Genomic DNA, 14,254 nt, shown 5'->3' on the forward strand with positions numbered 1-14,254 from the left:
TTTACGGACGGTTACTTTTGTAGATCGATTGACCACGGTAGAAGGTTTCTTTAATACGATGAGGAAATCGATGTCCGAGGTAGAGGCTGTCTTTATGCTTAGAGTGTAACGTTTCTTTTGTAATAGCATCATTGTTGTCCTTGTTAACGACAACAAGATCTGCGAGTTTTCCTTCTTCAATACTTCCACGATCACGAGTAAGTTTGAAACGTGAGGCGGGTGCTGTAGCTGTTAACTGGGCGACATCTTGAATGGTTAATGATGTCGTCTCCGTAAGTTCAAGTAAGCTAAGCAACGTAAATTGCCCACCATTAATGCCACCCCAAGCCGTAAAGAAACTGCCTGTTTGTTTTAACATATTTGGACTTGGTGAATGGTCTGATGCAACAAAGTCAATGTGTCCATCTACGAGTGCTTGAACGAGTTGCGCTCGATGTTCTTCATTACGTAACGGTGGAGCGCACTTTGCGTGAACCCCGTGTTCATACATCGCTTGATCATTGAACAATAAGTAATGGGGACACGTTTCAACGGTAATATTCAGGCCTTGTTGTTTGGCTTCTTGAATGAGTTGTAGCGTACTTGTATTACTAATATGGACGAAATGCAAGGCACAACCGGTTAGTTCAGCGAATGATAAGCTACGTTTGACTGCCTCACTTTCAGCGATAATGGGGCGCATGTGAGAGTAAGCTTGAACCTGATCTTCAATGTGCACGTTACGTTCTAAGTGTTCAATGATCGGTGTGCTTTCTGCATGTAAAGCAAGAACGCTCCCTAAACGAGCGATTTCCCGCATTCCTTCTAGCAATGTTTCATCGTCCGTGTGATCGAATTCTTCTGTTCCTGATGGTGATAGGAAGCTTTAAAGCCAATTACGCCGAGATTATGAAGGGAAGCGAGTTCAGAAAGATTACCTGGAACTAGTCCGCCCCATAGTCTGAAGTCATTGATCGATTTCTCACTACCGATTTTTTTCTTCTCATGAAAAGCGTTCTCGTTGACCGTTGCAGGAATGCTGTTTAGCGGCATATCAAAGTAGGTTGTACACCCTCCAGCAGCAAGCATTTGTGATCCAGTCGTAAACCCTTCCCAATGATCCCGTCCTGGCTCATTGAGATGTACATGGGCGTCAATGACACCAGGCAACACGTAACAGTTTTCAGCATTGTAGACGGGGCTGCTTGCTACTTGAAGATGATGATAAGGCAACAATTTTACCATTTTGGATGCCGATGTCGACGTTCTTCACTTCATGTGGCAACACAACAACGCCGTTTTTTATGATGAGATCATACACATCTACACACGCTCCTTGTTGCTGGCTTGGTTTTCGTAATAGGTGAGCGCTGCCTGAACGCCATTTCCTCTAGATAAATTAACGCCATAGTAAGTGAGTGCAGCTTCAAGTGCTGCTAGTACAAAAAGGACATTTTCCTTTCGACAACTCGCACCCATCGTTCCAATTCTCCAAATCTTTCCGTGTAAAGAGCCGAAGGAACTGGCAATTTCAACGCCAAAATGCTCAAGCAAAAACGTTCGAACTTGATCTGCATCAATGCCTTTTGGAACGTTGACACACGTAACGACTGGCAGTTTATAGTCTTCTTGAACGAACAACGTTAAACCTAAAGCACGAATGCCTGCAATAAGAGCGGCTTCATGAGTGCGGTGACGTTCAAAGCGTTCTTCTAATCCCTCATTCAGTACCATCGTTAAACCAGTGTGGAGTGCATAGAGCATCGACGTTGCTTCCGTATGGTGATTAAGTCGTCTTGGACCCCAATACTCTTGAAGTTGGCTCAAGTCAAAGTAATTGCTCGGAATGATGTTGTTTTGTTGAGGTGTTTGCAAGTCATCGTCGGTTGCAATTCCGCGTTCGATTTTTTTTCTTTTTTGTAGCACGCTTTCAATGCGTTCGTTATACGTAATCGGTGCCATGCCAGAAGGAACCGACAAACACTTTTGCGTACCGCCGATACAAGCATCGATTTGCCACTCATCTACGTTTACTTCTGTGCCTCCAATTGTTGCAACCGCATCAACAATAAATAACGCATCCACATTAAGGCAAGCCTGACCGATCTGATCGATCGGTTGCATACATCCTGTTGACGTTTCGCCATGAACAATTGCAACGACATCGGGGCGAATGCGATAAATCTCGTCAATGATCGTTGCTTGTGAGAAGACAGTGCCTTGCGGTTGCTCGATCGTGACAACATTTGCCCCGTACCGTTCACAAATTTCTTGCAATAAATAACCGAAACGACCGTACACAGGAATAAGGACCGTTTCCCCACGGGATACCACACTTGCGAGTACAGATTCAATGCCTGATCGTGACGTTCCGTCGATCGGAAAAGCCCAACGGTTTTTCGTTTGGAACAGTGAACGAAGCATGTGCATCGTATCATTCATGATGTTCGTAAACGCAGGATCAAACTGACCAAGGATTGGAGCAGACATTGCTCGCAATACGACAGGGTCAACTTCAACCGGGCCAGGTGTCATTATCGTTCGTTTAGGAGAGAGGTAATTCGTCATGATAAGAGCTCCTTTTCTCGTAGGCAAGTGTATAAATCATTGATTTTAAGACGTTAACGCCTGCACGTAAATGATGCTCTGCGGTGAACTCTTTCGGTGAATGGCTAATGCCGTCTTTACTTGGGACGAACAATAACGACGTTTTACAATGAGTCCCGAAGATTTGAGCATCATGTCCAGCACCACTATGCATAATTTTGGTTTGATAGTTGAGTCGTTCGCTTTCTTTATAGGCAAGTTCAACAAGTGAATCATCCATATTGACTGGTTGGACGTTCGTCCAACGATTCACATGAATGTTGACTCGTTTTTCTCGCTCTAATTGAGCGATAAGGGTGTTCATTTCCTGTTCGTACAAGTCAAGGGTTGTAACGCTCGGGTGTCTAACGTCGAGTGAAAACGTCACTTGATGGCAAATGACGTTTGGGGTATTCGGTTTCGCTTCAATTTTACCGACAGTACTCACTAAGTCGTCATCTAGACGACGAGCGAACTGAGTAAACGAAGTCATAAGACTTGCAGCACTTTCCATGGCGTCGACTCTTCGATTCATCGGTGTTGTTCCGGCATGATCACTCTTGCCATTCACGACAATCGTGTAGCGGCGTTGTCCGACGATGCTTTGTACAATGCCAATGTCTTGATGATCTTGCTCGAGGACACTGCCTTGTTCAATATGCACCTCCAAAAAGTGTGACAAGTCTCCTCGATAAGGCTGTGGATAGCGACCGAGCCCGAATCCTTTTTCAATCATTGCGCTGTACAGTGATACGTCTTCGTGGTCGAAAATTTCAGTCGATACAATCTGTTTATGTTTGTTTGTGATATTTCCTGACCCCCAAAATGTTAAAGGGAAGCGACTACCTTCTTCTTCACACAATGAAGCGACCTCAATCGTATGAAGTGGTCTTCCGTGTTGTTCAAGAAGTTCTTTGACCGCAATCCAAGCAGCGGCAATGCCATACACCCCGTCGTATTTGCCACCGTCAATCACCGTGTCAATATGGGAGCCGACGAGTATGGCTTCTTTATGATTTCTGTTCATACCTTCTACTCTTCCGAATAAATTCCCTACATCATCAAAGTACGGCGTTAAGCTTGATTGCTGGAATTGGTCAAATAACGCGTTCTGGGCATTCATCCAATCGTTCGAATAAAGAAGCCTCGTATTCCCTGTATCACTCGATTTACCGAACGTATGAAGCCAATCAAGTATGGATTGGACCGTCGTTGATTGATTCAATAGCGATTGTTGTTTCAAGTTTTGCCTCCTTCACTCGAACAATTTGTTAGGTGATCTTACATACTATCTTCGTTTTTTCTAGTTTACTGGTATGATGTGAGGAAATCATTAGATGTTTCGTGAGTTTTCTTTCGATTTCTTGTACAACATAACCAATTGTTTGGAGGCGATCATCATGCAACTCGGACACATTCTACAATTACCGATTTTTCAAGAAGCAGACGTTATTTCAGGAAGTAGTGGCCTTTGGCGGAATGTCGAAAATGTCAATATGATGGACGCACCTGATATCGCTGACTATTTAAAGCAAGACGAGCTTCTTATTACAACGGCATATCATTTCAAAGAAGATCCAACGAGTCTAAAACAATTAATCGAAAAAATGGCGCGAAGAGGTTGTGCTGGACTCGGAATTAAGACGAAACGTTTTCTAGCATCCATTCCAGAAGACGTAAGGTATATGCGGATGCCTTGCATTTTCCAATTATTGAATTGCCTTTTCACGTCCGATTAGGATCGATCGTGAATCAGACACTAAGCGCGATTTTAAACGTTCAAACGTTAGAGATGAAAGAAGCGATGGCGGCGCATCAAACGTTTTCTGAAAGTGTGATGAGCGGAAAAGGGTTAAGTCACTTGCTAACAACAGTGTCAGACGTTGTGAGTCTTCCGGTTTATTTACTGAATCATCAATCAATTTTAGTTGCAACATCAGGGGAAGATCACTCGAACTTAGAGACATTGAATAAGTCCATTAGTGGAAAACAGCAGTGCTTTTTGTCCCAAACGCATCATACGTACTTTTCTCTAATCGACAGTAAGCAAGTCGTTACCGCATTTGCAGTAGAGATGAGCAACGTTACTAAAGGGATGTTAGTCGTTTTAAGTGATGCACCTTTAACGCATCGGACGATTTTAACGTTAGAACAAGCAACGAATGTGATTGCCTTTGAAGTGATGAAAGAGAACGCAGTCAAACAATATACGCAACGTGCGCGCAACGAGTTTTTTAAAAATTACTTAGACGATGCTTTTCTAACCAATGACGAGGTGCTTAGCCGAGCAAAAGAGTTCGACATTTACAACAATCACCAATTTAGCTGTTTTGTAGGAAAAATGGATGCCCGCGAGGCATCACTTGGTTTTAAACAAAACGTTATTGAAGTTGAGAAAGTATTTGCGTTAATTGAAGAGGAGCTCGCGATGTTCGCAATTCCAACCTATTTCTTTATGAATGGCAATTATTGTTGTATTCTCGCTGAGGAAACAGGTGAAGTCCATCCGAGTGACTGGCATTCGCCTACACGAATGATGGTAGAGATGATTCAAGATCATGTCATTCAACAACTGGGTCGGTCCGTGTCATTTGGGATTAGTAACATTTGTCATGAATTTCTCGATGTAAAAGCAGGCTATTCAGAAGCGCTAAATGCCCTGAACTCCGGGCTATTATCAGGCAATCGCCAATTTATTCAAGCGTATCATACGAAAGATGTTAGCGAGTTATTGCGAATGATCCCAGGTGAAGATTTGCGTAGTTTCTGTGAGTATACGTTACAGCGAATTGATGACCCTGACTTGTTACACACGTTAGCTGTTTATTTAGAAACGCATTGTCAGATTACCGAGACTGCCAATCGCTTGTATGTTCATCGTAACACCGTCATTTACCGTCTAGAAAAAATTGAAGATTTACTTGGTAAAAAAGTTAACGAACCTGAAACGACGCTGCAGTTGAGAATTGCCTTTCGAATCCATCCTACATTGAATGCTTCGTTGTAAACATGTTCTAATTTTAGGGAATAATTTTAGACGATGTACACAAAGACAGTTTGTCTTTCCTCTCCTACGATGAAAGGAACGAAAGGAGTGTTCGAATTGGTAACCTTGAAACAGTTAAATGAAAATGACACTCACTTTTTTACGGACACGTTATCGGACGTTTTTGAACATTCACCGTGGGTAGCTGAGGAAGCTGCGGACAATCGACCTTATAAAACGGTTGAAGAAGTGCATGAACGTATGGTGATAAGTGTGGAAGAAGCGGAGTTTGAGGATCAATTAACGTTAATTCGGTCTCACCCAAAGCTCGGGGCACGAGAAAAGATGGCACCTATGTCAGTTGCGGAACAGCGCAAAGTCGGATTGGATCAATTAAGTGATGAGGAGTACGAGACGTTTTTACAGTTAAATGAGCAATATGTGGAAACGTTTGGGTTTCCTTTTATTAAAGCGGTTAAAGGTCAATCAAAAGACGCGATTGTTGAAGCGATTCAGAGAAGGTTGTTGTTAACGAAAGAAGAAGAAGTCTCAACTGCATTACAGGAAGTCTATAAAATTGCTTACTTTCGCTTATGCGATCGAATTCAAGGTTAACAAGTATCGAGGAGGGAATCATCGTGGACGAGAGAGAAATGATGACGTATGGAAAAGGGAATGTTTTTGCTTATCGTACGTTTATGGAGCCCGTTGTAGCAAGTAGACAAATCCCTGAATCGTCATTTAAAGAGCGGGACAATACAGTTTTTGGAATAGATGTGACGGTAGAAGTAGGGGGTAAGGAATTTTTATCTTCATTTACTGAAGGAGACAACTCGAAGGTCGTTGCAACGGATTCAATGAAGAACTTTATTCAACGGCATTTAGCAACTTTTTCCGGTACAACGGCTGAGCAATTTGTATACTATGTCGCTCATGCGTTTCTTGAACACTATGCTCATATTGAGACGGTCAAGATGACGGCAGATTTATTACCATTTGAGGCAACTGTTACAACGGAGAATGATGAGCCGAAAATTAGTGATCTTGTGTACAAGAAGTCTAGAAACGAAAAGTTGAAAGCGTCCATTCATATGGAACGTCGTGAAGGGGCAATAGCAATTGTACAGCAGGTCAGTGAGCTCACGGATTTGCAGTTGATTAAAGTGAAAGACAATTCGTTTGTCGGTTTTATTCGTGATGAGTATACAACATTACCGGAAGATGGAAATCGACCGCTTTTTATTTATTTGAACATAGGGTGGACGTATGAACTAGGAGAAGAAGAGGTGGATTCGTTGCTCACGAGCAAGTAAAAGACATTGCGAGTACAGTTTTTCACGAAACCGCATCACCATCCATTCAAAGCTTAATCTATCACATCGGGTTACGGATGTTGCAACGTTTTCCTTCATTAAAAGACGTTCGCTTTGAATCGCAGAACCGCACGTGGGATACAGTTGTTGAACAAATACCAGATTCTGAAGGCAAAGTGTATACAGAACCACGTTTGCCGTATGGTTTTCAACGATTCCAAGTGACGCGGATGGACTTAGAAAACGAGCGACAAACTGCCAACATTGGCGTAGAGGAGAGTCATCGTTAAAAGGAGGAGAGAGAATTGAGAAAGGTAACGACACACGTTCTAGATCTCTCAAACGGTGTACCTGCGAAACATGTACACATTAAATTGTATTCTATTAATCTTGGTGAACGAGAAGAATACCTTCAAGAGGCTTGGACGAATGATGACGGTCGAGTCGATGAACCTCTTTTGCAAGGTGAACAGCTTAAAGAAGGGGTATTTGAATTAGAGTTTCATGTTGGGGATTATTTTAACGAACAGAGTTCTATGAAACGGTGCCGATCCGTTTTAAAATTACCGACCCAGATGAGCATTACCACGTGCCGTTATTAATCTCTCCTTGGGGATATCAAACGTACAGAGGAAGCTAAATGAATGCAATCAGTTGAGTTGAATGAAGGAATCGAGTACACTTTCTAATAGAAAAGACATACTAAGGCTGTGTTAACGTGAAGTGGCTCGACATCTTATTTCCATTAATTGCGCTCATTTACTTGTTGTTTTTTAATTGGCATACGAGTGTGTTCGGAGTCATAACCGCACTGTTCGTCACGCTAGTTGCTGCGATGGCAGTTGCGAATTTAGCGCTACGTATCACAAGAAGACACCAAAGGAAAAAGCAACAAAAATAGGGCGAACCCTACAGCTTACAGACCTGTAAACTGTGGGGTTCGCTTTTCTTTGAAGGCGTTTAATCCTTCTTTATGATCGCTTGTGTTACCAGCTTTAAGCTGAGCGCGTGCTTCATGATTCAAATACGTTTCATAGTCTTCTTGTAGTCCACCGAAGAGCAGCTCTTTCGTTAATCGAAGGGCCTCAGTAGGCATGGCCGCAATTGTCTTTGCAAATTGTTCAACGCCTTCTTGCCAATCATCGTGGATGTAGCGAGTGGCAAGATGTAGAGAAATTGCTTCTTCACCTGAGATTTTTTTCATTTAATGTAGCGATCTCAAATGCCTTCGCTGAACCGACAAGGCGTGGTAGGTCATACATCATCCCTGCATCCGGTACTAAGCCGATGTTTGTAAATGCACTAATAAAAGTCGTGTTTGCATGAACGAGGCGATAGTCACAAGCGAGCGAAAGGCTCATACCTGCACCAGCAGCGGTACCATTTACAGCAGCAATAAGTGGTGTCTTTGCCGCGCGCATGACTCGTAACAGCGGATGATAGTTGTTTTCTAGCAACTGATCGTATGTTTCTGCGGATTTCATTGCTTTTAAATCCTGACCCGAGCAAAACGCTTTGCCAGCACCCGTAATCACAATCGCTCGAACTTGATCATTTCGATCAGAGTCTTCAATAATGCTTGTAAGCGATTGCAATAGACTTGGTGTGAATGCATTATAATAGGTAGGTCGTTGAAACGTGACGTAGCAGACGTTCTCTCGTAGTTGAACGAGAAGTTCGTCGGTCGTTTTCGTCTCGTTATTCATCGACATCCTCGCCAATCATTAGCGTAACTAAAGATCCTGCAAAGTTCATTAAATCTTTTCCAGATGCTTTGCCTTCATCGCTTTTAAGTCCTGCTTTTAAGGCGTTATGAGATTCATAAACCATTTCACACATGAGGTAATAATCGCTTTCTTTTCCCATCGGTGTACCAACAAACTTCGTAACGTTCATTTCTTTTAATCCAGGAATTTTCTTCGTGATTGGCGCATGTGTGTTGAAGTAATGTTCATCAAATGCTGCTTTGTCTTCCGGTTGCTTATACAGTGCGATTAATTTAGCCATTGTAATTCCTCATTTCTATAAATTAATTTCATTACCATTGAGCGACTGGATCGGTTCGATAGACTTCTGATAATGTTGTCAGAGCATCATCCAAATCTTTCGTATGCTCTCCGTTTCGACCATTCTTTACTTGTTCTAATGGGCGTGTTGGAAGATCCTTCACTTTGGATTGTAGCTCGGATAACCATTGTTGCTTTAGCTCATTTGGATCGTTTATATAGCCTTCGATTAGAAGAGTTTGTTCGTATTGACCAAAGTCAACTAAGTCCAAACTCAGCGACCAAGCTTCTTCAATTCTCGTGCGTATTTTTTCTTTGGCAGTCGGAGAACTTTGTTGCAATTGCTTCATCCACTCTTCCCAATAAGCGAGATGATACCGCTGCTCAGGTAAAATACGTTTAGCACAGGTGGCGAGCGGCTCATAAGAAGAGTTGGTGAATGAGATGAGCTTCACTCGTTTATACGTCTCATAAAAATAACCGCGTACGACGCAAGCGCCCAATCAAAGTAAGGATCTTCGTCGTACTGACCGTCGCCATTTCGCTTTTCAAGGTAAACGGCATTGCGTCGTTTAACAGAAGGCCTCTCGTGAGCAAGCACGTCTACGTCACCTTCACCAAGATCTTGAAGAAGGTGATAAAAGTAAACCGCATGCCCCATCGTATTCTGCGTAATTGATGAGAAGGCTACATCCGCCTCGATGTGGGGAGCAAGACCTAACCACTCAGAACCTCGAAATGAAACGAGCAGGTCATCATCTGCACATTGATATAGCAAATCAATGAGTGCCTCATTACGTTTATCCACGATTCTTTTTAACCTCCTTCCAAGACATAATCTCTTGTTCATCAAGCATTCCTTGCTCTTTGTCTTGCCATTTTTTTCGTAAATAGCCGTATGCTTTCGTCGTACGGTAATTCTTATTGTCTATACGTTGGGTAAGGGCTTCGCGCTCTTCGTCAGTCATGTGACGAATGGAAGAAGAAGGAACGACCCATATATCCATGACTTCTTCACGCCTCATAAAATTCTCTTGAGCGAGAATCATTGCCATCTCTTCATTAGGGGCTAGTAGACTAAACTGATGCATCAACCCGCTTCTCGGATTTTTGCGACTGAAAACTTCGAATTCTTGATAGAAATCTTGTTCACTCATGGACGATCACCTCCAGCAACGGCTAAAGCTTCTCGCACCCAGCTATTGTTCGAATAGGCAATCTCACGCACTTTTAGTCGTTCTTTTGAGCGTGGTCCTTTGTTTTGGATGATTTGTTTAAATTCATTCCAATCCGGTTGTTGGTAAATCCACTTTTCTTGGACGTCGTCATAGTGCATCGTTTCATCAGGGACGGTGAGTCCGAGTGAAAATACGCGCGGCATGTACTTATCTAAAAAGGCTTGTCGAAGCTCTTCGTTCGTACTTTTACGAATGTTGTATTTGATTGTAATCTCTTGTTTTGATGAGCCGGTCGTTTCTGCACTTGCAGGTCCGAAAAACATGAGCAGTGATGGCCACCAACGATTGAGCGAATCTTGCAAAATCGTTCGTTGGTCTTCTGTGCCTTCCGCAAGTGCCATAATGATGGATTCCCCGTGTTGAGCATGAAACACTTCTTCCTTACAAATGCGCTGCAATGCACGTTGATAAGGACCGTAAGATGCATCAAGCATGTTCGTTTGGGAAATAATCGCTGCACCGTCAACGAGCCAACCGACCATTCCTGCATCAGCCCACGTTTTCGTTGGCATATGGAACACATTATGAAACTTTAATCGTCCAGATAATAAATCTTCCATTAAATGTTGGCGGTTTCTTCCGTAAGGCTTCATGAGATCCTCAGTCACTCTTAGAAGTAACTGCCCATGGCCCATTTCATCTTGAACTTTCGCCATAATGGCAAGTTTACGTTCTAAAGATGGGGCTTTTGGTACCCATTCTTTCTCTGGGAGCGCTCCCATAACTTCGCTGATGCCATGCATTGAAATCAATTTAATTAACGTGTCGCGATACTCAGCAGGCATCCAGTCATTCGCTTCAATCTTATCGCCGTACTCAATTCGTTGCATAAAATTCTCGTAAAGAATCGGATCTTCATTCGTGTTGGACCCCTTTTGGTGCTCTAAATAGTGTACATGAAGCGATCCTCCTATATAACGTCTTTATAACGTCATCTTATCATACGTTATATAAAAATCAATAATAAAAGTTTAGAAAATTAATACTTTTTAATTAAAAACTTAATAATCGTTATTGACACACCCAGTTTTACCATGTAACTTATTCATAAATCGTAGTCAAAAATTCCTCATAGATTATAGAATTTAGCCGTTTAAAGGATTAAAATTGCTGCTGAATTATGTCATACTATGTTTAAGAAACGTAGCAAAGATTTCTATCGCTACTTTTCATAATATTGTAAATAAGGGGGATTTAAATTGAAAAAATGGATGATTGGTTCTGGTACATTGATGTTTGCGGCAACGATGCTCGTAGCATGTGGAGACACAGAAGAGGAAGCTCCTGCAGAGCCGACAGAAACAGAAACAGAAACTGAGGATGAAGAAGTTGCTGAAGACGACGGAGAAGATGAGCCTGCTGCAGCTAGTGAAGGAGAGAGCTTCGACATTGGCGTCGTTCAATACGCTGATCATCCATCGTTAGATGCGGCGACAGAAGGTTTAAAGACGCATTGGCAGAAGCAGGTTTAGACATTACTTATGATGATCAAAACCCTAACGGGGACATGAATGTGTTGCAAACAATTGCAGATACATTCGTTGGAAATGACGTTGATTTAATTTTTGCAAATGCTACACCCGCGGCGCAAATTATGACAACATCAACTTCTGAAATTCCAATTTTATTTACGTCTGTAACTGACCCAGAAGGGCTCAACTTGTGGATACATTAGAAGCGCCAGGTGGAAACGTTACGGGTACGATGGACCTTCATCCAGATGCCATTTCACAAACGGTTGAGTTGATGTCAGAACAATTCGACATTGAAACGTTCGGTATGGTATATAACGCAGGTGAACAAAACTCTGAGTACCAAGTGAGTATCGCTCAAGAAACCGCTGACGAGTTAGGAATATCAGTAGAAACAGCAACGGTTCAAACGTCTGCTGACGTACAAAGTGCAACGGAAAGTTTAATCGGATCAATTGATGCGATTTACATCGTAACTGATAATGAAGTCGTTTCTGGACTTGACGCAGTAATTGGTGTTGCAGAACGAGAAAGTCTACCTTTATTTGTCGGTGAGCTAGATTCAGTTGCAGCCGGTGGTCTTGCTGGATTCGGGTTCTCTTATTACGACATCGGTTACAAAACAGGTGAGATGGCTGCAGACGTTCTCGTAAATGGTGCAGATCCTGCGACATTGTCTGTAGAATTCCCGCCAGAATTGGAACTCATATTTAATGAGGGTGCAGCAGAACGTATGGGGCTTGATTGGGACGAAGAATGGGATTCAATTGCTGATAACGTAATTAACGAATAAGTTAGGTAGGTGAAGTCGAATGTTCACCGCCCTTTTCGGCTCAGTTGAACTTGGACTCATATACGGAATTATGGCACTAGGAGTTTATTTATCGTTTCGAGTTTTGAACTTCCCCGATTTAACAGTGGATGGAAGTTTTGTTACAGGTGGGGCTGTAGCCGCCATTATGATTGTAAGTGGCTACTCACCAATTCTTGCCACATTAGCAGCAGTTGGTGCAGGTTTTATTGCCGGTTCAATTACGGGAACGTTACATGCAAAAGGAAAGATTAACCCTTTACTATCCGGGATATTAATGATGATCGCGCTATACTCGATTAACTTAAGAATTATGGGGAATAGCCCGAACATCCCGCTCATGCGTGAAGATACGATTATGACGATGTTTCAAAGTTTTTGGGCGACATTACCGTTTGATGGTTGGATGACGAGTTTGTTTACGACATTAAATCTACCATTTACACCTTCAACATGGGGTATTTTATTGTTTGCCATTATGATTGTCATTGTCGTAAAGCTATTTACCGATTTCTTCTTAAGTACAGAAGTTGGTCTTGCGATTCGTGCAACTGGGGATAATCCACGTATGATTAGCAGTTTATCTGCGAATACGGATCGTCTTAAGATTTTAGGTCTCGGTATTTCCAATGCTTTTGTAGCCTTATCCGGTGCGATTGTCACACAATATAGTAGTTTCGTCGATGTGAATATGGGGATCGGAATGATTATTATTGGTCTTGCTTCCGTTATTATCGGTGAAGCGATCTTTGGAAAAGGGTCGATTTTCAAAATTACGATTGCTGTTATTGTTGGGGCAGTCATCTATCGAATGGTCGTCGCACTTGCACTACGCGTAGGGTTTCTTGAGACGGGTGACATGAAGCTCATAACGGCCATTATCGTCATAGGCGCACTTGTCGTACCGAGGCTACTTGAGAATGGCAAAGAGCGAAGGCGTAAATACCGCAAAGCTCGTAAGATAAAAGAGCAATATGGGGGGGAGAAATCCGTTGCTGCAACTAAGTCAGATCTTTAAAGTGTTTAATGAAGGTACGACCGATGAAAAGGCAGCACTAGAAAACGTCTATTTAGATTTAAAAGACGGTGACTTTGTGACTGTTATTGGTAGTAACGGTGCCGGTAAATCAACGCTTATGAACTTAATCGCAGGTAATCTAACCCCTGATGTTGGGAAGATATTAATCGATACAAAAGACGTAACAAGGTTAAAAGAACACGAGCGCTCCAAGCTCATCGGCCGTGTCTTCCAAGATCCAATGGCAGGGACAGCACCTTCAATGACGATTGAAGAGAACATGGCAATGGCTTATAGCCGAACGAGAAAACGTTCGTTTTTCGCAAAAGGCGTCACAAAAAGTCGAAAGACGTTTTTCAAAGAACAACTAGAATCGCTTGGTCTTGGGCTAGAAGATCGATTAAATGCAAAGGTTGGTTTTTTGTCAGGTGGTGAACGCCAAGCACTTTCGCTACTTATGGCAACGTTTACCGATCCGTCTATACTTCTATTAGATGAGCATACAGCTGCACTTGACCCTTCGCGAGCAGAGCTCATTACAGACAAGACGAAAGAAATCGTAAGCAAAAATGAGTTAACAACACTTATGGTTACGCACAACATGCAACAAGCACTAGACTTAGGCAACCGCTTAATTATGATGGATAAAGGCCAAATTATATTTGAAGCAGAAGGTGAAGAAAAACAGCGATTAACGGTTGAGCGTTTGCTAGAAGAATTCCAAAAAATTCAAGGCAATCAACTGGCAAATGATCGTGCAATTCTTAGTCATTAAAAAAATGGGGTGATCGGAAGTTTATTTTCCGATCATTCCCTGTTTTTGGACGGTTCTGCTATAATGAACG

18 protein-coding genes and 3 pseudogenes are annotated in these 14,254 nt (G+C 42.4%); 9 read left to right on the forward strand and 12 right to left on the reverse strand.

Going from position 1 to position 14,254, the window contains the following annotated elements:
* Nucleotide 1: 1 nt before the first annotated feature.
* Genes JCM19038_RS17745 through JCM19038_RS17755 form a run of 5 tightly spaced genes read right to left on the reverse strand, consistent with a single transcriptional unit; the run spans nucleotide 2 to nucleotide 3,808 of the window.
* Nucleotides 2-811 (reverse strand): amidohydrolase family protein, encoded by an 810-nt coding sequence (locus JCM19038_RS17745; protein ID WP_255343397.1) that lies wholly within the window; start codon nucleotides 809-811, stop codon nucleotides 2-4.
* A complete protein-coding gene (locus JCM19038_RS24625) occupies nucleotides 805-1,224 on the reverse strand; it encodes an amidohydrolase family protein (RefSeq protein WP_255343398.1) in 420 nt (139 codons plus the stop codon). Before JCM19038_RS24625 ends, JCM19038_RS17745 begins: the two co-directional genes overlap by 7 nt.
* Nucleotides 1,163-1,300 carry a hypothetical protein gene (locus JCM19038_RS23970; RefSeq protein ID WP_238554480.1) on the reverse strand — a complete coding sequence of 46 codons (138 nt, stop codon included), beginning with the start codon at nucleotides 1,298-1,300 and terminating at the stop codon, nucleotides 1,163-1,165. The genes JCM19038_RS24625 and JCM19038_RS23970 overlap by 62 nt, the downstream gene beginning before the upstream one ends.
* Nucleotides 1,301-1,302: 2 nt before the next feature.
* Nucleotides 1,303-2,547, reverse strand: a complete 1,245-nt coding sequence (locus tag JCM19038_RS17750; RefSeq protein ID WP_042420571.1) for an alanine--glyoxylate aminotransferase family protein — start codon at nucleotides 2,545-2,547, stop codon at nucleotides 1,303-1,305.
* Nucleotides 2,525-3,808: a M20 family metallo-hydrolase gene (locus tag JCM19038_RS17755; protein ID WP_042420572.1), complete on the reverse strand. Its 1,284-nt coding sequence runs from the start codon at nucleotides 3,806-3,808 to the stop codon at nucleotides 2,525-2,527. The genes JCM19038_RS17750 and JCM19038_RS17755 overlap by 23 nt, the downstream gene beginning before the upstream one ends.
* Nucleotides 3,809-3,965: 157 nt before the next feature.
* Between JCM19038_RS17755 and JCM19038_RS23975 the strand changes: the two genes are divergently transcribed.
* From JCM19038_RS23975 to JCM19038_RS17780, 5 genes and pseudogenes are all read left to right on the forward strand, one after another.
* Entirely contained in the window at nucleotides 3,966-4,304 is a 339-nt protein-coding gene (locus JCM19038_RS23975) for a PucR family transcriptional regulator ligand-binding domain-containing protein (protein WP_238554481.1), read from the forward strand.
* Nucleotides 4,305-4,312: 8 nt separating this feature from the next.
* Complete coding sequence (locus tag JCM19038_RS17760) at nucleotides 4,313-5,572, forward strand: CdaR family transcriptional regulator (RefSeq protein WP_238554482.1); 1,260 nt, start codon at nucleotides 4,313-4,315, stop codon at nucleotides 5,570-5,572.
* A 96-nt stretch (nucleotides 5,573-5,668) separates the two neighbouring features.
* Nucleotides 5,669-7,154: pseudogene (pucL, locus tag JCM19038_RS25625) on the forward strand (factor-independent urate hydroxylase).
* Between the two features lie 84 nt (nucleotides 7,155-7,238).
* A pseudogene (gene uraH, locus JCM19038_RS17775) lies at nucleotides 7,239-7,504 on the forward strand (hydroxyisourate hydrolase).
* Between the two features lie 78 nt (nucleotides 7,505-7,582).
* A complete protein-coding gene (locus tag JCM19038_RS17780) occupies nucleotides 7,583-7,765 on the forward strand; it encodes a hypothetical protein (RefSeq protein ID WP_042420573.1) in 183 nt (60 codons plus the stop codon).
* Nucleotides 7,766-7,780: 15 nt separating this feature from the next.
* Here JCM19038_RS17780 and JCM19038_RS24630 read toward each other — a convergent pair whose 3' ends face one another.
* Genes JCM19038_RS24630 through paaA form a run of 7 tightly spaced genes read right to left on the reverse strand, consistent with a single transcriptional unit; the run spans nucleotide 7,781 to nucleotide 10,938 of the window.
* Entirely contained in the window at nucleotides 7,781-8,068 is a 288-nt protein-coding gene (locus tag JCM19038_RS24630) for an enoyl-CoA hydratase/isomerase family protein (RefSeq protein ID WP_052361939.1), read from the reverse strand.
* Nucleotides 8,049-8,570: an enoyl-CoA hydratase/isomerase family protein gene (locus JCM19038_RS17785; protein WP_052361941.1), complete on the reverse strand. Its 522-nt coding sequence runs from the start codon at nucleotides 8,568-8,570 to the stop codon at nucleotides 8,049-8,051. The genes JCM19038_RS24630 and JCM19038_RS17785 overlap by 20 nt, the downstream gene beginning before the upstream one ends.
* The gene (locus tag JCM19038_RS17790) at nucleotides 8,563-8,871 is read right to left on the reverse strand and encodes an EthD family reductase (RefSeq protein ID WP_042420575.1); all 309 of its coding nucleotides are present in this window, start codon (nucleotides 8,869-8,871) and stop codon (nucleotides 8,563-8,565) included. Before JCM19038_RS17790 ends, JCM19038_RS17785 begins: the two co-directional genes overlap by 8 nt.
* A 31-nt stretch (nucleotides 8,872-8,902) precedes the next feature.
* Complete coding sequence (locus tag JCM19038_RS23995) at nucleotides 8,903-9,325, reverse strand: Phenylacetic acid catabolic protein (protein WP_238554485.1); 423 nt, start codon at nucleotides 9,323-9,325, stop codon at nucleotides 8,903-8,905.
* Nucleotides 9,322-9,678: a Phenylacetic acid catabolic protein gene (locus JCM19038_RS24000; protein ID WP_238554486.1), complete on the reverse strand. Its 357-nt coding sequence runs from the start codon at nucleotides 9,676-9,678 to the stop codon at nucleotides 9,322-9,324. Before JCM19038_RS24000 ends, JCM19038_RS23995 begins: the two co-directional genes overlap by 4 nt.
* Nucleotides 9,671-10,027, reverse strand: coding sequence for a 1,2-phenylacetyl-CoA epoxidase subunit PaaB (paaB, locus tag JCM19038_RS17800; protein ID WP_042359532.1), 357 nt, complete (start codon nucleotides 10,025-10,027; stop codon nucleotides 9,671-9,673). The genes JCM19038_RS24000 and paaB overlap by 8 nt, the downstream gene beginning before the upstream one ends.
* Complete coding sequence (gene paaA / locus JCM19038_RS17805; protein WP_042420577.1) at nucleotides 10,024-10,938, reverse strand: 1,2-phenylacetyl-CoA epoxidase subunit PaaA; 915 nt, start codon at nucleotides 10,936-10,938, stop codon at nucleotides 10,024-10,026. The genes paaB and paaA overlap by 4 nt, the downstream gene beginning before the upstream one ends.
* A 369-nt stretch (nucleotides 10,939-11,307) precedes the next feature.
* On the opposite strand from paaA, the gene JCM19038_RS24005 reads away from it, so the two are divergent.
* The 4 genes and pseudogenes from JCM19038_RS24005 (at nucleotide 11,308) to JCM19038_RS17820 (ending at nucleotide 14,184) form a co-directional block, all read left to right on the forward strand.
* Nucleotides 11,308-11,580, forward strand: coding sequence for a hypothetical protein (locus JCM19038_RS24005; protein WP_052361943.1), 273 nt, complete (start codon nucleotides 11,308-11,310; stop codon nucleotides 11,578-11,580).
* A pseudogene (locus tag JCM19038_RS22050) lies at nucleotides 11,562-12,373 on the forward strand (ABC transporter substrate-binding protein). The gene JCM19038_RS24005 and the pseudogene JCM19038_RS22050 overlap by 19 nt, the downstream one beginning before the upstream one ends.
* 19 nt (nucleotides 12,374-12,392) lie before the next feature.
* Complete coding sequence (locus JCM19038_RS17815) at nucleotides 12,393-13,409, forward strand: ABC transporter permease (protein ID WP_042359534.1); 1,017 nt, start codon at nucleotides 12,393-12,395, stop codon at nucleotides 13,407-13,409.
* Nucleotides 13,384-14,184, forward strand: coding sequence for an ABC transporter ATP-binding protein (locus JCM19038_RS17820; protein WP_042420578.1), 801 nt, complete (start codon nucleotides 13,384-13,386; stop codon nucleotides 14,182-14,184). Before JCM19038_RS17815 ends, JCM19038_RS17820 begins: the two co-directional genes overlap by 26 nt.
* Nucleotides 14,185-14,254: the final 70 nt, after the last annotated feature.

This window comes from Geomicrobium sp. JCM 19038, from assembly GCF_000698125.1.
GTDB lineage: Bacteria > Bacillota > Bacilli > Bacillales > Marinococcaceae > Geomicrobium_A.

Coding starts and splice junctions, on each gene's coding strand:
- paaA (WP_042420577.1), bottom strand. CDS start 10,938: ATGCAACGAATTGAGTACGGCGATAAGATTGAAGCGAATGACTGGATG.
- JCM19038_RS17785 (WP_052361941.1), bottom strand. CDS start 8,570: ATGAATAACGAGACGAAAACGACCGACGAACTTCTCGTTCAACTACGA.
- JCM19038_RS17815 (WP_042359534.1), top strand. CDS start 12,393: ATGTTCACCGCCCTTTTCGGCTCAGTTGAACTTGGACTCATATACGGA.
- JCM19038_RS24630 (WP_052361939.1), bottom strand. CDS start 8,068: ATGAAAAAAATCTCAGGTGAAGAAGCAATTTCTCTACATCTTGCCACT.
- JCM19038_RS17750 (WP_042420571.1), bottom strand. CDS start 2,547: ATGACGAATTACCTCTCTCCTAAACGAACGATAATGACACCTGGCCCG.
- JCM19038_RS24625 (WP_255343398.1), bottom strand. CDS start 1,224: ATGGTAAAATTGTTGCCTTATCATCATCTTCAAGTAGCAAGCAGCCCC.
- JCM19038_RS17790 (WP_042420575.1), bottom strand. CDS start 8,871: ATGGCTAAATTAATCGCACTGTATAAGCAACCGGAAGACAAAGCAGCA.
- JCM19038_RS23975 (WP_238554481.1), top strand. CDS start 3,966: ATGCAACTCGGACACATTCTACAATTACCGATTTTTCAAGAAGCAGAC.
- paaB (WP_042359532.1), bottom strand. CDS start 10,027: ATGAGTGAACAAGATTTCTATCAAGAATTCGAAGTTTTCAGTCGCAAA.